Consider the following 16,229-nt stretch of genomic DNA (forward strand, 5'->3'; position numbering starts at 1 on the left):
CCGGAAAACGACCTTACGCGGGGTCCGGGGTGACGTCGGTCAACTTGGCCGTCAGCTCCCACAACCGGGACCCGTTGTCCCGGTCGAGCGCGGCCCGCACCGGCCGCACCACCGCGGGGTCGCCACGCATGCCGCCGAACAGGCGCGGGCCGAGGTAGTCGCCACCGTTGACATCCGGGGCGGTGGCCGCGATCAGCGACGGCAGCGCACCCGTGCGGACGCTCTGCGCGAGGAGCAGGTCGCCGAGGGCGGTGACCCCGCCCATGACGGCCCGGACCACCGTGTTGCCCTGGGCCTTCGACATGGTCGAGCTGAGGTTGGTGGCGGTGTACCCGGGGTGGGCCGCGACGCTGAGCACGGCGTCACCGGCCGCGCGCAGCCGCCGGTCCAGTTCCAGCGCGAAGATCTGGTTGGCGAGCTTCGACTGCGCGTACGCCGCGGCCGGGTTGTAGCGGCGGTGCTCGAAGTTGGGGTCGTCGAAGTCGACCCGCCCGCCGGTGGCCGCCAGGCTGGACAGCGTCACCACGCGGGCGTGCGTGCCGCGCCGCAGGGCCGGCATGAGCAGCCACGTCAGTGCCGCGTGGCCGAGGTGGTTGGTGCCGAACTGCAGCTCGAAACCGTCCTTGGTGCGGGCCTTCGGCGCCGCCATCAACCCGGCGTTGTTGATCAGGACGTCGAGGACGCCGCCGGTCAGCTCGCGCACCCGGGCCACCGCGGCCCGGACCGACGTCAGGTCGGCCAGGTCGAGCGCGACCAGCTCGGGCGGGGCCGTCGCGGCCGCGGCGACCGTGTGCAGCGCCTGTTCGCCGCGTTCGGTGTTGCGGCAGGCGAGCAGTACGCGCGCGCCCTTGCCGGCGAGCACGAGCGCGGTGTGCAGACCCAGACCGGAGTTCGCGCCGGTGACCAGCACCGTGCGGCCCGTCTGGTCGGGGATGTCGGCCGCGGTCCACGTTTTCATGTCCGAGATGGTAAGGCGACGGCGCGTGTTCCGGGCCCTGACGAAGATCACGCGCTCGGGGCCAGCATCCGCCACAGGCGGTCGAACGGCCGCGCCGGCCGGACGCCGGGCCCCTCGGTCAGCAGTGCCTCGAACGCGGCGCCGACCTTGACGATGTCCGCCACCGGTTCGTCCGGCTCGGCCAGCCCGGCGGCCACCGCGAGCATCGCCTGCTCGGCGCGGTGCGCGGATTCGAGAGCGGGGTAGTCGTCGCGGTGCGCGGCGACGACCTGGTGGAGCGTGTGGTTGCGGCGGACCGTGGCGGTCCAGGCGCGCCGGACCGCGGCCACGTGGTCGTCGTCCTCCGCCTCCTCGGCGCGCAGGTGCCCGCTGAGCAGCTGGGTCCACTTGTGGTGGAGCGCGAGCATCAGGTTCTCGCGGCTGCCGAAGGTTTCCGCGGCCCCGGGGATCTCGTCGAAGGGCAGCGGGCCCCGCGGGTCGCGGGCCGCTGCGGTCAGGACGGCGTCCAGGATGTCGCGCCGCCGGTAGAAGTCGTTCCAGCTCATCGCAGACCGCCTACTGAGAGTTTGAAGCATACCGTCGGTATGGTGCCGACACGGTGAACATACCACGGGTATGGAAAGCGAAACCGGCGTAAGCTTGTGAGCGTGGTGACAATGCGGTCCAGGCGCCTCGACTATTCCGAGTCCACGCGGTCGGCCCTGGTGAGCAGTGCGGTCGAGCTGTTCACCAAACGGGGATACGCGAACACTTCACTCGACGAGGTCGCCAAGCGCGCGCGGGTCACCAAAGGGGCGCTGTACCACCATTTCAGCGGAAAGCAGGCGCTCTTCGAGGCCGCGTTCGCGAAGGTCGAGAGCCAGGTCCTCGGGCGGCTGGAAGAGATCATGGCCGGCGGCGGCGCCCCGTGGGAGCGGGCCCTGGCCGGGCTGCGCGGGTTCATCGCCAGCTGCCTCGACCCGTCCTACCAGCGCATCGCGATCCACGAGGCGCCGGTGGTGATGGGCTGGGAGCGCTGGCGTGAGGCCGAGGACAGGGCGAGCTTCGGGCTGATCCGGTCGAGCCTGGAGGACCTGATCGAGGCGGGCGAGGTCGACGACGTGCCGGTCGAGGTCACCGCACGGCTGCTGTTCGGCGCCCTGCACAGCGCGGCCACCGAGATCGCGAGCTCGCCGGACCCGAAGAAGGTCGGCGCACAGGTCGAGCAGGTGATCATGCAGTTGCTGCACCGGGTTCGCCGCACCAGCTGAGTCGTTAGGCTGACGGGGTGGACCTGAGGATCTTCACCGAACCGCAGCAGGGCGCGAGCTACGACGACCTCCTGCGCATCGCCAAGGCGACCGAGGACAACGGCTTCGACGCCTTCTTCCGTTCCGACCACTTCCTGAAGATGGGCTCGGCCTCCGGGCTGCCCGGACCGACCGACGCGTGGGTGACCCTGGGCGCGCTGGCCCGCGAGACCTCCCGCATCCGGCTGGGCACGCTCGTGACCGCCGCGACGTTCCGGCACCCGTCGGTGCTGGCGATCTCCGTCGCGCAGGTGGACCAGATGTCCGGCGGCCGCGTCGACTTCGGGCTGGGCTCGGGCTGGTACGACGCCGAGCACCACGCGTACGGCATTCCCATGCCGGAGATCAAGGAGCGCTTCGACCTCTACGCCGAGCAGCTGGAGATCATCACCGGGCTGTGGGAAACCCCGGAAGGTGAGACGTTCTCCTTCGCCGGCAAGCACTACCAGCTCACCGACGCGCCCGCGCTGCCGAAGCCGGCGCAGTCGCCGCGACCGCCGGTGATCATCGGCGGTGGCGGCAAGAAGCGCACCCCGGCGCTCGCCGCGCGCTTCGCGAACGAGTTCAACGTGGCGTTCGTGGACGCCGCCACCGGTGCCGCCCAGTTCGAGCGGGTCGACGCGGCCTGCCGCGAGATCGGCCGCGCCCCGGAGGACATCATCCGGTCGGCCGCGCAGGTGGTGGCCGTCGGCAAGGACGACGCCGAGTTCGCCCGCCGGGCCGCGGCGATCGGGCGGGAGACCGGCGAGATCAGGCAGAACGGTCTCGCCGGCACCGTCGCCGAGGTGGTGGACAGCATCGGCCGGTACCGGGAGGCCACCGGCATCACCCGGCTGTACCTGCAGGTGCTGGATCTGTCCGATCTGGACCACCTGGAGCTGATCGCGTCCGAGGTGGCTCCGCAGCTCTGATCGCCCCCGTCCTCCGGCCCGCGCTCAGGGCCGGAGGGCGAAGGTGACCCCGGGCGCGGACGGCGCGGTGTCCTCGCGGCGCAGCCACCGGTCCTCGGACACGGCGAGCTCCCCGTCCAGGGCGGCGAGCACGGCGTCGCGGGCCAGGGGGAGTGCCTCGGCGACCGGGACGTCGCGCTCCAGCTCCTGCGACAGCGACGTGGTGCCCGCGTCGCGGATCCCGCAGGGGATGATCTTGTCGAACGCCGACAGGTCGGCGTTGCAGTTGAGCTCGAACCCGTGCATCGTCACGCCGCGCTGCACGCGGATGCCGATCGCGGCGATCTTGCGCTCCGGGCCGCGCTCGTCGGCCGGTACCCACACGCCGCTGCGGCCCTCGACCCGTCCGGTGTACACGCCGAACTGGTCGCACACCCGGATCAGCGCCTCCTCCAGCCGCCGCACGTAGTGCACGACGTCGATCGGGTCGCCCAGCTTCACGATCGGGTACCCGACCAGCTGCCCCGGCCCGTGCCAGGTGATCTTCCCGCCGCGGTCGACGTCGATCACCGGCGTCCCGTCGGTGGGCCGGTCGGCCTCCTCGGTGCGCTTGCCCGCGGTGTAGACCGACGGGTGCTCCAGCAGCAGGAGCGTGTCCGGGGCGTCCGCGGAATCCGCCCGGGTGGTCACCAGCTCGCGCTGCAGGTCCCAGGCTTGCTGGTAGTCGATCAGCCCGATGTTCTTGACGCGGACGGGGGTGCTGGTGGCACGGCAGGACTGTGGACTCACGATGGGCACATTACGCCGACGGCGCAGCGGCCGGCACGGGCTGTGGCGGGAGCAACCGCACCGCCCACGCGGTGAGCAGCCCGACACCCAGCACGCCGAGCACCGCGCCCACCGTGTCGCTGAGCCAGTGCACCCCGAGCACCACCCGGCTCGCGGCGCACAGCACGGTCGCGACCGCGAAGAACGCCGCCACCCACCGGGTCAGCCTCGGCGCCAGCCACACGCACAGCAGCACCGCCGCGAGGCCGGTGCCGCAGATCGACACCACGTGCCCGCTCGGGTAGCTGAACTCCGGGTACGCGCGGGGCCGGGCGCGCACGAACAGCGGCTTGAACACCACGCTCACCAGCCGGGTCAGCGCGAGCACCCCCAGCACCCGCAGGCCGACGCCCGCGGGGCGGCGCAGCCCGCGCCACCAGCACAGCACGATCCCGAGGGCCAGCGCGACCGCGAACACCGCGGGCACCACCGGTCCGAACACGTCGCTGACCACCTGCGCGATCCGGCCCGGCGTTCCCCGCCACCAGCCCTGCACCCACCCGGCGACGGTCAGGTCGACCGCGGTCGGCGGCCCGGCGACGGCCACGCCCAGCCCGAGGAACAGGACGAGGAACACCCCGCCGAGTGCCGGCCACCTCCTCACAGGGCGACCGCCAGTGCGCCGACGAGATCGGTGTGCACGAACGTGAACCCGGCCTTCTCCAGCACCGCCGGCACCGCGCGCTGCGAGACCAGCGCCATCTCGTCGGCCACCTCACCGAGCGCCGCGCGCAACGCGAACCCCGGCACCCACCACGGTGCGGGACGCCGCAGCACGTGCGCGAGCGCCCGCGTGAACTCCGCGTTGGTGGCCGGTTCCGGCGCGCACAGGTTCACCGGGCCGGACACCGTTTCGTGCTCGAGGAGGAACCGGACCGCCGACACGTGGTCGCGCAGGCTGATCCAGGCCATGTACTGGCCGCCGTCGCCGAGCCGCCCGCCGAGCCCGAGCCAGAACAACGGCTTGAGGGGCCCGAGCAGGCCGCCCGGGCCGAGCACCAGGCCGGTGCGCAGGTTCACCACGCGCGATCCGGCCTCGGCCGCCGGGGCGGTCGCCGACTCCCACGCCTCGCACAGCTCGGCCAGGAAACCCTCGCCCCGGGGCGCGGACTCGGTCACCACCGTGTCCCCGGTGTCGCCGTAGAAGCCGATCGCCGAGGCGTTGACCAGGGCTGGGATGCGGTACTCGGCCACCGCCTCGGCGAGCACCTCGGTCGGCTCGATCCGGCTGTCCCGGATCATCTGCTTGCGTGCCGCGCTCCACCGCAGGCCCATCGGCGCGCCGCACAGGTTCACCACGGCGGTGACGTCCTCGAACGCGCGGTCGTCGATCCGGCCCGCCGGCGGATCCCACGAGTGCTCGTCCGCGGCCCGGGCCGTCCGCCGCACCAGCCGCCGCACGTCGTGGCCCGAGTCGCGCAGCGCGGCGACGAGCGCCGAGCCGAGGAGCCCGCTGGAACCGGCGATCAGTACACGCATACCCCGATCGTTGCTCACGCCGCCGGATCCCGCACGTCCCCCCGCCGCGGGCGGGCAACGAAAAACCCTCCTCCGCGGCGGGCGGAGGAGGGTTTTTCGCGGGTGGTGGTGTTACCGGCCCAGCTCGTCCTCGAAGTGGCCTTCTTCCAGGCGGTTCTTGACCGTCGTCAGGAACCGGCCGGCGTCGGCACCGTCGATCAGGCGGTGGTCGTAGGTCAGCGCCAGGTAGGCCATCGACCGGATGGCGATGGTGTCCTGCCCGTCGGCGTCGGTGACCACGACCGGACGCTTCACCACCGCGCCGACGCCCAGGATCCCGGACTGCGGCTGGTTGATGATCGGCGTGTCGAACAGGGCACCGTTGCTGCCCAGGTTCGTGATCGTGAAGGTGCCGCCCGACAGCTCGTCCGGCTTGATCTTGTTCGCGCGGGTGCGGGCCGCGACGTCCGCGATCGCCCGGGCGAGGCCGGCCAGGTTCAGCTCGCCCGCCTTGTGGATGACCGGGGAGAGCAGGCCGCGCTCGGTGTCCACCGCGACGGCGAGGTGCTCCTCGCCAAAGTAGGTGATCTCCTTGGTCTCCTCGTTGAGGTAGGCGTTGATGTTCGGGTGCTGCTTGAGCGCCTCGACCGTCGCCTTGGCGAAGAACGGCAGGAACGTGAGCTTCACGCCCTCGCGCTCCTGGAACGACGCCTTCGCCTGCTGGCGCAGCCGGGCGATCTTGGTGACGTCCACCTCGAACACCTGGGTGAGCTGTGCCGAGGTCTGCAGCGACTCGCGGGTGCGCTGCGCGATGACCTGGCGGATCCGGCTCGCCTTCTGCACGGTGCCGCGCAGTGCGGCCACCTCCGGCGAGGCCGCGGCCGGCGCCTTGGCGGCGGGTGCGCTCGGCGCCGCGGCCGGGGCCTGCGCGGCGGGTGCGCTCTGCTTCTGCTTGGCCTCGGCCGCCGCCAGCACGTCCTGCTTGCGGATGCGGCCGCCGACACCGCTGCCGGTCACGGTCGACAGGTCGATGCCGTGCTCGGAGGCCAGCTTGCGGACCAGCGGGGTGACGTACGGGCCGCTGCCGTCGCCGTCGCTGGCGGCCGGGGCGGCCTGCGGCTGCGGGGCAGGCTGCTGGGCCTGCGGCTGCGGGGCCTGCGGTTGCGGGGCGGCCTGCTGCGGAGCCGGGGCCTGCGCGGCCGGTTCCGGCTTGGGCTCGGGCCGCGGTTCCGGCTTGGGCTCGGCCTTGGGCTCCGGCGCCTTCTGCTGCTCCTGCTGCGGCGCGGGCGCGGCGTTCGCGTCACCGATGATCGCCAGCGTGCCGCCGACCTCGACGGTCTCGTCCTCGCCCACGCTGATCTCCAGCAGGGTGCCGGCGATCGGCGAGGGGACCTCGGTGTCGACCTTGTCGGTGGAGATCTCCAGCAGCGGCTCGTCCACCGCGACCTGGTCGCCGACCGACTTCAGCCAGCGGGTGACGGTGCCCTCGGTGACGCTCTCGCCGAGTTCCGGCAGGGTCACCGGGGTGCCCTGGGCGGACCCGCTCGGCGCCGGCTGCGCCTGCGGCGCCGCCTGCTCCTGCTGCGGCTCGGGCTGCTGCTCCGGCTCCGGCTGGGCCTGCTGCGCGGGCTCCTGCTCCTGGGCCGGGGCGGAGTCGCCGCCGGAACCGTCGTCGATCACCGCGAGCGTGCCGCCGACCTCGACGGTCTCGTCCTCCTGAGCGACGATCTTCTGCAGCGTGCCGGCGACCGGGGAGGGGACCTCGGTGTCGACCTTGTCGGTGGAGATCTCCAGCAGCGGCTCGTCGACCGCGACCGTGTCGCCCTCCTGCTTCAGCCAGCGGGTGACGGTGCCCTCGGTGACGCTCTCGCCGAGCTCCGGCAGTGTGACGGAGAAGGCCATCGTGAATTGACTCCCTTGAATCTTGTCGGCTGCGGTCCGGCTCAGCTGTGCACGTGCAGTGGCTTGCCGGCCAGGGCAAGGTGTGCTTCGCCGAGGGCCTCGGTCTGGGTCGGGTGGGCGTGGATCAGCGGAGCGACGTCCTCCGGGAACGCCTCCCAGTTGTAGATCAGCTGGGCTTCGCCGATCAGTTCGCCGACCCGGTCCCCGACCAGGTGCAGGCCGACGACCGGCCCGTCCGGCGCCTTGATCACCTTGATCGCGCCGGAAGTCTTGAGGATCTGGCTCTTGCCGTTGCCCGCGAGGTCGTAGGTGAGGGTCTGCACGCCGGAGCCGTAGCGCTCCTTGGCCGCCGCCTCGGTCAGGCCCACCGAGGCGACCTCGGGGTGGCTGTAGGTCACGCGCGGGATGCCGGCCTCGTCGATCGGCTTCGGCTGCAGCCCGGCGATCTCCTCGGCCACGAAGATGCCCTGGGCGAAGCCGCGGTGCGCGAGCTGCAGGCCGGGCACGATGTCGCCGACCGCGTAGACGTTCGGCAGGTTGGTGCGCAGCCGCTCGTCGGTGACGACGAACCCGCGCTCCATCGCGACCCCGGCCTCCTCGTAACCGTGGCCCGCGGTGTTCGGGCCGCGGCCGACGGCGACCAGCAGCAGGTCCGCCTCCAGCGTCTCACCGGACTCCAGCGACACGCTCACGCCGTTCTCGTCCTGCTTGGCGCCGGTGAACTTCACCCCGGTCTTGAAGCCGATCTTGCGCCGGCGGAACGCGCGCTCCAGCTGCTTGCTGGCGAACTCGTCCTCCGCCGGGACCAGCCGCGGCAACGCCTCGACGATGGTCACGTCCACGCCGAAGGAGGCCCACACGCTCGCGAACTCGACGCCGATGACGCCGCCGCCGAGCACGACCACCTTCTCCGGGATCCAGTCCAGGGTCAGCGCCTCGTCGCTGGCGATGATGCGCCCGCCCAGTTCGAGCCCGGGCAGCGTCCTGGAGTACGAGCCGGTGGCCAGGATCAGGTTCTTGCCCGTGTAGCGGGTGCCGTCCACCTCGACCGTGGTGCCGCCGACGAACGTGCCGGTGCCCTCGACGACGGTGACCTGATGGGCCTTCGCCAGGCCCTGCAGCCCCTTGTACAGGCGGCTGATGACCCCGTCCTTGTACTTGTGGACGCCGGCGATGTCGACGCCCTCCAAAGTGGTCTTCACACCGAACTGCTCGCCCTCACGGGCGGTGTCGGCGACCTCGGCTGCATGGAGCAGGGCCTTGGTCGGGATGCAGCCGCGATGCAGGCACGTCCCGCCCAGCTTGTCCTTCTCGATCAGGATGACGGACTGTCCCAGCTCCGCGGCGCGGAAAGCCGCCGCGTAGCCGCCGGATCCGCCACCGAGGATCACCAGGTCGGCGCCAGCGTCGCTCACGTCGTTTACTCCTCGTTTTACGTCCAAACCCTCATCATCTTGTCACTACGGAGTCGGGGGCTGCGAGGTAGCCGGGGTGTGTTAATCGGCGCACTTTGGATCAACGGGATAATGGCCGGGGAGGGCAGGCGGAGATGAGGTGGTCGAGGTGGGTCTGTTCGACGGTCTGAAGCGCCGGCGTGGTGCCGGAAAGGCAGGCACGCTGCGCCGCGCCACCGACGCGGACCTGCGCCACCTGGCGGCCTGGGCGGCCGCGCGGCGCGGCGTCGAGGCCTACGTCGAGCCCCGCACCACGGTCACCGAGACCACGGTCGTCCTCATCGCGCACGACGGCGAATGGACCCGGCGGCGCATCGGCAGCCTCGATGCCGCGCAGCAGTTCGGCCGCAAGCACGCGATCCCGGTCTACGAAGTCGCCAAGGTCGGTTACCCCCGGCGCATGCGTGAATACACCCAGCGGCGAAAGCGCGCGCAGAGCTGACCCGGACCGGCCGGGTGGCCCCGCACGGACGGGAGCCACCCGGCCGGCCGGGGTGATCGTCAGCCCTGTCCGGCGATGTCGGCGAGCACCGCGGCGATGGTCCGGACCGGCACGCCGGTGCCGCCCTTGCCGGTGTAGCCCCACGGCGCGCCGGTGTTGAACGCCGGGCCGGCGATGTCGATGTGCGCCCACGGCAGGCCCTCCGCGACGAACTCGCGCAGGAAGATGCCGGCGGCGAGCATGCCGCCCCAGCGGTGCCCGGTCACGTTCGCCAGGTCGGCCAGCCGCGAGTCCAGGTCGCCGCGCAGCTCCTCGGGCAGCGGCATCGGCCAGCCGCCCTCACCGGTGGCCTGCGCGATCGCCGCCACCCGGTCGCGGAACTCGTCGGAGCCCATGATCCCGGCGGTGCGGTTGCCGAGCGCGACCATCTGCGCGCCGGTCAGCGTCGAGGTCTCGATCAGGTAGTCCGGGTCGTCCTCGGCGGCGCGCACCATCGCGTCGGCCAGCACCAGGCGGCCCTCGGCGTCGGTGTTGAGGACCTCCACGGTCTTGCCGCCGTACATGCGCAGCACGTCGCCGGGGCGGTAGGAGGTGCCCGAGGGCAGGTTCTCCGCGAGCGGGATGCTGGCGGTGACCTCCAGCGGGTACTTCAGCCGGGCCGCGAGCACGACCGAGGCGAGCACCGCGGCGGCCCCGGACATGTCCGAGGTCATGTGGTCCATGTTCGCGGCCGGCTTGATCGAGATGCCGCCGGAGTCGAACGTGATGCCCTTGCCGACGAGCGCGACCTTCCTGGCCGCCTTCGGGCCCCGGTAGGACACCCGCACCAGCCGCGGCGGCCGGGCGGAGCCGCCGCCGACGCCGAGGATTCCGCCGAAGCCCTTGCGCTTGAGCTGCTTTTCGTCGAGGACCTCGAACTCGAGGTCCTCGGCTTCGGCCAGCTTGCGGGCCCGCTCCGCGAAGGACGCGGGGTACAGGTCGTTCGGCGGGGTGTTGATCAGGTCCCGGGCGATGGTGACGGCTTCCGCGATCGCGGTCGCGGCCTTCAGCGTCGCCGTGTGCGCCCGCTTGGTGCCTGCCTGCGGCGTGGTGAAGTCGGCCGCGGCCAGCGGCGCCTCACCCGGCTCGGACTTGTACTCGGTGAACCGGTAGGCGCCCAGTGCGGTGCCTTCGACCGCGGCCTGCAGGTCCACAGCGGACAGTGTGACGACCGCGCGCGCCGTCCCGGCCAGCGCGCGGCCGGCGGCACCGGCGGCGCGGCGCACCTGCTCGGCGGTCACGGTGCCGTCCTCGGCGGCGCGGCCCAGGCCGACGGCCAGCACCACCGCGGCTGGCAGCTTGCCCAGCGTCGGCACCTTCACGATCTCCTCGGCCTTGCCGGTGGCGCCGACGGTGGCCAGCACCTCGGCCAGCGCCCCGTCGAAGGCCGCGTCGACGGCCTCGGCGCCCGGCGCCAGGGTCACCGCCTTGCCACCCTGGAGCGTCCCGACCACCACGACCTCGGCGCGGCTCTTGCCGAGCGCGGCGCCGGTGTTCTCGATCAGGGCAAACTTCGGCACGGTCACTTGTGGCTCCTCGCGCATCTGTCGACGGTCGTGCCGGGTCGGCTACCCGGCGAGGTCGTGAGCCATGCTAATGAGGACGGAGCCCGGCGGGAGAGGCAGGTGGTGGGCGTGCGGCTGGCGGCGGGACTGCTGATCGCGCTGGCCGTGGGCGCGCGGGCGGGCGGCTGGTGGCTGCTCGGCGGCGCCGTGGTCGCGGCCCTGCTGGCGTGGTGCGTGCCGGAGGTACCCGCGGTCAAGGCGAACCCGGCCCGGCTGCTGTCCGCGGCGGGTCTGGTGTCGCGGCTGGCGCTGGTGCCGGTGTGCGCCTCGGTGTTCGCCGCCTACCTCGCGCCGGGGCAGCGGTGGGCCGCCGCGGTCTGCGCGCTGGTCGTCACCGCCGCGGGCGCCGCCGGGCTGCGGCTCGCGCGGTACGCGCGGGCGTGGCTGCTCGGCATCCTCCTGGTGGCGGGTGCCGGGTTCGTGGCGTTGTGCTTCGCGATCGAGCCGGCCCAGCCGGTCACCGCGCCGCGGTTGGCGACCGGCGGGCTGGTGGCGTCCGCCGCGGTGCTGTTCCCGTTGCTGCCCCGGCGGAAACCGGCGTGGCTCGCGGGCTCGGTGATCGCCGTGCTGGCGGTCGCCGCGGGCGCGCTGTACCAGCTCGGGCCGGTGCGGCTGGCGTTGTCCGGGGTGCCGGTGCGCGACGCGCTCGCCGCGGTGGACGGTCAGGCACTCGATCCGCTGCTCGTCGGGGTGGTCGTGCTGTCCACTGTGCCCGCCGCGCTGCTCGCGATCGGCGGTGTGCGGGAGGAACTGCCGTGGCGGTGGGCATCCGTCCCGTGTGGACTGATCGCGGCGGCGGCCGCGGCTCTGCTGGATCCGGAGCAGGCGTTGCTGCTCGCCGCGGCGGCGGCCCTGGCCGAGGTTCTGGTGACCGCGGTGCTGTCGATGACCACCGGGATCACCGCGCGGGCGGTGATCACCGCGGTACTGGCCGTGACACTGCTGGCCTGGCTGCCGCCGTTCGCTCTGCTCGAGACGGTCGTGGCGGTCGTGGCCGCCACGGCGGTCACGCGACGGTCAGGAACGCCAGCAGGGTGATGACGGCGGTCACCACCGCGAGGATCACCACCGACTTGACCGGCAGGTCGCGCGGGAAGGCGCGCTTGTCGTGGATGGTGCGCCACCACAGCACGCCGAAGAACGCGGCGACCACGCCGATGATCCCGCCGAACACGCCGAGCAGGGCGTAGCCGAGCAGCATCAGCTCGCCGGCGGCGAACGTGAGCAGGACGGCCGCGATGAAGGTACGGACGTCGGAGGCGGGGCCCGCGGACACCGAATTGTCGGTCGCGCGTCGCGGCATGTTGGTGGTCACGTGGGCCATGGTAAGGGAGTCGGCGATTCTCGGAGGTCCAACTAACAGCTATTCTGGGCCGATGACGACCACGATGCCCTTCACCCGTACCCCGCACCCGTCTCCCGCCTCGGCGGAGCGTGTAGCCGAGGTACTGGCGAAGCCCGGCTTCGGAACCGTCTTCACCGACCACATGGTGTCGATCCGCTACAGCAAGGACCGTGGCTGGTACGACGCCGGTGTCGGCCCCTACGAGCCGATCACGCTGGACCCGGCCACCTCGGTGCTGCACTACGCGCAGGCGATCTTCGAGGGCCTGAAGGCCTACCGGCAGCCGGACGGGTCGATCGCGACCTTCCGCCCGGAGGCAAACGCGGCCCGCTTCCGCCGGTCGGCGGCGCGGTTGGCCATGCCGGAGCTGCCCGACGAGCTGTTCCTCGGCTCGCTGCAGGAGCTGCTCGCGGCCGACGGCCGCTGGGTGCCCAGCAGGCAGGGCGACGCGCTGTACGTTCGGCCGTTCATGATCTCCACCTCGGTGGGGCTGGGCGTGAACTCGCCGGCCGACGACTACCGGTACCTGGTGATCGCGTCGCCGGCCGGCTCGTACTTCGCCGGCGGCGTCAAGCCGGTGAGCGTGTGGCTGTCCACCGAGTACGTGCGGGCGGCGCCGGGCGGCACCGGTGCGGCGAAGTTCGCGGGCAACTACGCGGCGTCCTTCGTGGCGCAGGCGCAGGCCGTCGAGCAGGGCTGCGACCAGGTGGTGTGGCTCGACGCGGTGGAGCGCCGCTACGTCGAGGAAATGGGCGGCATGAACCTGTTCTTCGTGTTCGGCTCGGGCTCCGGGGCCCGCGTCGTCACGCCGGAACTGTCCGGTTCGCTGCTGGCCGGCGTCACGCGCGACTCGCTGCTCCAGCTGGCCGCCGACCGCGGCCTGGCCGTCGAGGAGCGCCGCATCTCCACCGGGGAGTGGGAGAAGGCGGCGGCCTCGGGTGAGCTGACCGAGGTGTTCGCGTGCGGCACCGCGGCGGTCATCACGCCGGTCGGCCGGGTCAAGTACGCGGGCGGCGAGTTCACCATCGCCGGCGGCGAGCCCGGCGAGGTGACGATGCAGCTGCGGGCCGAGCTGACCGGCATCCAGGAGGGCACCCGCCCCGATCCGCACGGCTGGATGCGCAAGATGGCCTGATCCACCTGCGACGAGCAAGGCCCCCGCGCCGGTGGTTCCGGCGCGGGGGCCGCTGTTCGTCAGCCCTGGGTCGCCCGCCGGATGAAGTCGAGCTGCTCCGGCGAGGGACCACCGTGCTGGTGCTGGATCTCGGCCGAGTTCTCGGCCTGCATCCGGTACAGCGAGTCCCGCAGGCCCGGGTCGCCGCCGTGGAAGGCTTCCAGCAGCGACATCCACTCGCGGCCGAGTTCCCGGCCCTCCGCCGATGCCGGGTCGGTCCCGGTCTCGACGGCGCGCTGCACGCGCGGGATCAGGTCCTGCCACTTCCGCTGGACGTCTTCCTGGTCGCCGAGCCGCGAGCGGCGTTCCGCCAGCTCCGCCAGCTGTGTTTCGCTGAAGTACTGCCGCACCGTCTCGTCCACGGTGGTCACCTCCCTGATGAGAGCCAGGAAGTCGGTGACACCGGCCTGCTCGCCGACGGTCGAGAGCATGGTGGTGAGGTGCGCACGCAGGGTGCGCATCGCCACCAGCTGCCGGTCCAGGTGCTCCCGGTGCCGTTCGAGGAGTTCACCGAGACCGGACGTGCCCGCCAGTGCCGCGCCGATGTCCTCGAGCGGCAGGCCCAGCTGCCGCAGGGCCAGCACCTCGTACAACCGCCGGACGTCGGGCTCGTCGTAGAGCCGGTGCCCGGAGGCCGTGCGCCCGGACGGACGCACGAGCCCCACGTGGTCGTAGTGGTGCAGCGTCCGCACGGTGAGCCCGGTGGCCCTGGCCAGCTCGCCGACCTTGTAGAGCATGCCGTTTCACCCACTTCCACCTGCGCTTGTGCGCCGGTGTGCACGACGCTAAGACCTGACGTGACGTGAGGTTCAAGCGTTCGGCGGGGTGACCGCGGTCTCCTCGTGGGTGGGCAGGTCGGTCAGCAGCCGGGCGGCCGTGACGACCAGCGGGAGCGCCGTGGCGGCGCCGGTGCCGTCGCCGAGCCGGATGCCGAGGTCGACGATCGGTTTCAGGTCGAGGTGCTCCAGCACCATGCGGTGCGCCGGTTCGGCGTCGGCGTGCGCGGCCTGCCACCACGCCCGCGCCCCCGGCGCCAGCTCCTCGGCGACCAGCGCGGCCGCGCCCACGACCAGCCCGTCCAGCAGCACCGGGGTGCGCCGCACCGCGGCTTGCGCGAGGAACCCGGCGAGTGCGGCCAGGTCCGCCCCGCCGGCCGTGCGCAGCAGCGCGACCGGGTCCGGCAGCACGGCGCGCGCCCGCCGCAGGGCGTCGCGGACCGCGGTGGCCTTGCGCATCCAGGCGCGGTCGTCGATGCCGGAACCGCGGCCCACCACGGCGACCGGCTCGGCGCCGGTGAGCGCGGCGACGAGTACCGCGGCCGGGGTGGTCGCCCCGACCCCGATGCTGCCCGCGACCAGCAGGTCGCTGCCCTCGTCCACCTCGGCGTCGGCGATCGCCATGCCGGCGCGCAGGGCGGCGTGCACCTCGTCGCCGGTGAGGGCGTCCTCGACGTCGATCGACCCGGACCCGGCGCGGACCTTGAACTCGGCCACCGGCGTCTCCCCGTGCACCGAGAGATCGACCACGCGCAGCCCGGCGCCGGCCACGGCGGCCGCCACCGCCACCGGGCCGGAGCCCTTGAGCAGGGCGTGCACCAGCTGCGCGGTCACCTCCGGCCGGTAGGCGGAGACGCCCTTCGCGGCGATCCCGTGGTCCCCGGCGAACACCACGATCCGCGGCCGCTGGAAGCGGCGCGGTGGCACCTCGCCCTGGCAGGCCGCGACCCACGCGCCGAGCGCCTCCAGCTCACCCAGCGACGCGACCGGCTTGAGCAGCTCGGCGTGCCGGCGCAGCGCCCCGGCGCGGGCGGGCTCGTCGGGATGCGGGACTTCGGCAAACAACCCGTCGGTCACGCCGTCAACCTATCGTCAGCCCGCGCGGGCGGTGAGGCGTGGATCGTCCTCCACCACGCCCAGCAGCACCGAATCGATCTCGGTGAGCAGCTCGGCGTCCAGCTTCACCCCGGCCGCCTTGACGTTCTCGTGCACCTGCTCCGGGCGGGAGGCGCCGACGATCGCGGAGGAGACGTTCGGGTTCTGCAGCACCCAGGCGACCGCGAGCTGCGCCAGCGTCAGCCCGGCCCGCGCGGCCAGCGGCTCCAGCCGGGCCACCCGCTCCAGCACCTCGTCGCGGAGGAACCGCTGCACGAACCGCGAGCCGGTCTCGTCGGTGGCGCGCGAGCCGGCCGGCGGCGGCCGGCCCGGCTGGTACTTGCCGGTCAGCACGCCCTGCGCGATCGGCGACCACACGATCTGGCTGAGGCCCTCCCGCTCGCTCGCGGGCACGACCTGCGGCTCGATGACCCGCCACAGCATGTTGTACTGCGGCTGGTTGGACACGAACGGGATGCGCAGCTCCCGGGCGAGTGCCGCACCGCGGGTGATCTCCTCGGCGGTCCACTCGGACACCCCGATGTAGTGCACCTTGCCCTGGTGGACCAGGTCGGCGAACGCGGAGAACGTCTCCTCCAGCGGCACCGACGGGTCGAACCGGTGCGCCTGGTACAGGTCGATGTGGTCGGTCTGCAGGCGCTTCAGCGACGCGTGGCAGGACTCCATGATGTGCTTGCGGCCGAGGCCGCGGTCGTTCGGACCGCCCGGGCCGGTCGGCCAGAACACCTTGGTGCAGATCTCCAGGCTCTCCCGGCGCTGCCCGGCCAGGCCACGGCCGAGCACCGACTCGGCGGCGGTGTTGGCGTAGACGTCGGCGGTGTCGAACGTCGTGATCCCGGCGTCCAATGCGGCCCTGATGCACGCCTGGGCCTGCTCCTCCTCGATCTGGGAGCCGTGGGTGAGCCAGTTGCCGTAGGCGATCTCACTGACGGTCAGGCCGCTGCGGCCGAGACGGCGAAATTCCATGGTGGCGAGCCTACGCCGAACTGCTTC

General features: G+C 72.6%; 17 protein-coding genes. 5 read left to right on the forward strand and 12 right to left on the reverse strand.

Annotated features, from left to right (window positions below; translation table 11 throughout):
- Positions 1 to 13 precede the first annotated feature (13 nt).
- Positions 14 to 958 (reverse strand): oxidoreductase, encoded by a 945-nt coding sequence (locus FHX45_RS23715; protein ID WP_167106078.1) that lies wholly within the window; start codon positions 956 to 958, stop codon positions 14 to 16.
- A gap of 47 nt (positions 959 to 1,005) precedes the next feature.
- Positions 1,006 to 1,503 (reverse strand): hypothetical protein, encoded by a 498-nt coding sequence (locus FHX45_RS23720; protein ID WP_167106081.1) that lies wholly within the window; start codon positions 1,501 to 1,503, stop codon positions 1,006 to 1,008.
- Positions 1,504 to 1,614: 111 nt separating this feature from the next.
- Here FHX45_RS23720 and FHX45_RS23725 point away from each other — a divergent pair, with 111 nt between their 5' ends.
- Together FHX45_RS23725 and FHX45_RS23730 are read left to right on the forward strand one after the other, a co-directional pair.
- Positions 1,615 to 2,208, forward strand: a complete 594-nt coding sequence (locus tag FHX45_RS23725; RefSeq protein ID WP_167106084.1) for a TetR/AcrR family transcriptional regulator — start codon at positions 1,615 to 1,617, stop codon at positions 2,206 to 2,208.
- A 17-nt stretch (positions 2,209 to 2,225) separates the two neighbouring features.
- Positions 2,226 to 3,158, forward strand: a complete 933-nt coding sequence (locus FHX45_RS23730; RefSeq protein ID WP_167106086.1) for a TIGR03560 family F420-dependent LLM class oxidoreductase — start codon at positions 2,226 to 2,228, stop codon at positions 3,156 to 3,158.
- 24 nt (positions 3,159 to 3,182) lie between these two features.
- Here FHX45_RS23730 and lipB read toward each other — a convergent pair whose 3' ends face one another.
- From lipB to lpdA, 5 genes are all read right to left on the reverse strand, one after another.
- Positions 3,183 to 3,926: a lipoyl(octanoyl) transferase LipB gene (gene lipB / locus FHX45_RS23735; RefSeq protein ID WP_424923820.1), complete on the reverse strand. Its 744-nt coding sequence runs from the start codon at positions 3,924 to 3,926 to the stop codon at positions 3,183 to 3,185.
- Positions 3,927 to 3,936: 10 nt separating this feature from the next.
- The gene (locus FHX45_RS23740) at positions 3,937 to 4,569 is read right to left on the reverse strand and encodes a phosphatase PAP2 family protein (RefSeq protein WP_167106092.1); all 633 of its coding nucleotides are present in this window, start codon (positions 4,567 to 4,569) and stop codon (positions 3,937 to 3,939) included.
- A complete protein-coding gene (locus tag FHX45_RS23745; RefSeq protein WP_167106095.1) occupies positions 4,566 to 5,444 on the reverse strand; it encodes a TIGR01777 family oxidoreductase in 879 nt (292 codons plus the stop codon). Before FHX45_RS23745 ends, FHX45_RS23740 begins: the two co-directional genes overlap by 4 nt.
- Before the next feature lie 111 nt (positions 5,445 to 5,555).
- On the reverse strand, positions 5,556 to 7,325 hold the full coding sequence (sucB, locus tag FHX45_RS23750) for a 2-oxoglutarate dehydrogenase, E2 component, dihydrolipoamide succinyltransferase (RefSeq protein WP_167106098.1): 1,770 nt from the start codon (positions 7,323 to 7,325) through the stop codon (positions 5,556 to 5,558).
- A gap of 41 nt (positions 7,326 to 7,366) precedes the next feature.
- Positions 7,367 to 8,740 (reverse strand): dihydrolipoyl dehydrogenase, encoded by a 1,374-nt coding sequence (gene lpdA, locus FHX45_RS23755; protein ID WP_167106101.1) that lies wholly within the window; start codon positions 8,738 to 8,740, stop codon positions 7,367 to 7,369.
- A gap of 139 nt (positions 8,741 to 8,879) precedes the next feature.
- On the opposite strand from lpdA, the gene FHX45_RS23760 reads away from it, so the two are divergent.
- Positions 8,880 to 9,221 carry an oxidoreductase gene (locus FHX45_RS23760; protein WP_167106104.1) on the forward strand — a complete coding sequence of 114 codons (342 nt, stop codon included), beginning with the start codon at positions 8,880 to 8,882 and terminating at the stop codon, positions 9,219 to 9,221.
- 59 nt (positions 9,222 to 9,280) lie between these two features.
- Here the strand turns inward: FHX45_RS23760 and FHX45_RS23765 are convergent, their stop codons facing one another.
- Positions 9,281 to 10,786 (reverse strand): leucyl aminopeptidase, encoded by a 1,506-nt coding sequence (locus tag FHX45_RS23765; RefSeq protein WP_167106107.1) that lies wholly within the window; start codon positions 10,784 to 10,786, stop codon positions 9,281 to 9,283.
- A gap of 99 nt (positions 10,787 to 10,885) precedes the next feature.
- Between FHX45_RS23765 and FHX45_RS23770 the strand changes: the two genes are divergently transcribed.
- On the forward strand, positions 10,886 to 11,863 hold the full coding sequence (locus tag FHX45_RS23770) for a hypothetical protein (RefSeq protein WP_167106110.1): 978 nt from the start codon (positions 10,886 to 10,888) through the stop codon (positions 11,861 to 11,863).
- Here the strand turns inward: FHX45_RS23770 and FHX45_RS23775 are convergent.
- Positions 11,832 to 12,149, reverse strand: a complete 318-nt coding sequence (locus FHX45_RS23775; RefSeq protein WP_243869207.1) for a hypothetical protein — start codon at positions 12,147 to 12,149, stop codon at positions 11,832 to 11,834. The genes FHX45_RS23770 and FHX45_RS23775 overlap by 32 nt on opposite strands.
- 52 nt (positions 12,150 to 12,201) lie before the next feature.
- On the opposite strand from FHX45_RS23775, the gene FHX45_RS23780 reads away from it, so the two are divergent.
- Entirely contained in the window at positions 12,202 to 13,305 is a 1,104-nt protein-coding gene (locus tag FHX45_RS23780; RefSeq protein WP_167106113.1) for a branched-chain amino acid aminotransferase, read from the forward strand.
- Between the two features lie 59 nt (positions 13,306 to 13,364).
- Here FHX45_RS23780 and FHX45_RS23785 read toward each other — a convergent pair whose 3' ends face one another.
- From FHX45_RS23785 to FHX45_RS23795, 3 genes are all read right to left on the reverse strand, one after another.
- Positions 13,365 to 14,081, reverse strand: a complete 717-nt coding sequence (locus tag FHX45_RS23785; RefSeq protein ID WP_167106116.1) for a MerR family transcriptional regulator — start codon at positions 14,079 to 14,081, stop codon at positions 13,365 to 13,367.
- 72 nt (positions 14,082 to 14,153) lie between these two features.
- Entirely contained in the window at positions 14,154 to 15,197 is a 1,044-nt protein-coding gene (gene cobT, locus FHX45_RS23790) for a nicotinate-nucleotide--dimethylbenzimidazole phosphoribosyltransferase (protein WP_167106119.1), read from the reverse strand.
- A 15-nt stretch (positions 15,198 to 15,212) separates the two neighbouring features.
- Positions 15,213 to 16,202: an aldo/keto reductase family protein gene (locus FHX45_RS23795; protein ID WP_167106123.1), complete on the reverse strand. Its 990-nt coding sequence runs from the start codon at positions 16,200 to 16,202 to the stop codon at positions 15,213 to 15,215.
- Between the last annotated feature and the right edge of the window lie 27 nt (positions 16,203 to 16,229).

The sequence above is a fragment of the Amycolatopsis granulosa genome (assembly GCF_011758745.1).
Taxonomy (GTDB): Bacteria; Actinomycetota; Actinomycetes; order Mycobacteriales; family Pseudonocardiaceae; genus Amycolatopsis_E; species Amycolatopsis_E granulosa.

Bases quoted from the DNA above. Each gene is read 5' to 3' on its own strand.
- FHX45_RS23715 (WP_167106078.1), bottom strand. From the start codon at position 958: ATGAAAACGTGGACCGCGGCCGACATCCCCGACCAGACGGGCCGCACG.
- FHX45_RS23720 (WP_167106081.1), bottom strand. From the start codon at position 1,503: ATGAGCTGGAACGACTTCTACCGGCGGCGCGACATCCTGGACGCCGTC.
- FHX45_RS23725 (WP_167106084.1), top strand. From the start codon at position 1,615: ATGCGGTCCAGGCGCCTCGACTATTCCGAGTCCACGCGGTCGGCCCTG.
- FHX45_RS23745 (WP_167106095.1), bottom strand. From the start codon at position 5,444: ATGCGTGTACTGATCGCCGGTTCCAGCGGGCTCCTCGGCTCGGCGCTC.
- sucB (WP_167106098.1), bottom strand. From the start codon at position 7,325: ATGGCCTTCTCCGTCACACTGCCGGAGCTCGGCGAGAGCGTCACCGAG.
- FHX45_RS23775 (WP_243869207.1), bottom strand. From the start codon at position 12,149: ATGGCCCACGTGACCACCAACATGCCGCGACGCGCGACCGACAATTCG.
- FHX45_RS23780 (WP_167106113.1), top strand. From the start codon at position 12,202: ATGACGACCACGATGCCCTTCACCCGTACCCCGCACCCGTCTCCCGCC.
- FHX45_RS23785 (WP_167106116.1), bottom strand. From the start codon at position 14,081: ATGCTCTACAAGGTCGGCGAGCTGGCCAGGGCCACCGGGCTCACCGTG.
- FHX45_RS23795 (WP_167106123.1), bottom strand. From the start codon at position 16,202: ATGGAATTTCGCCGTCTCGGCCGCAGCGGCCTGACCGTCAGTGAGATC.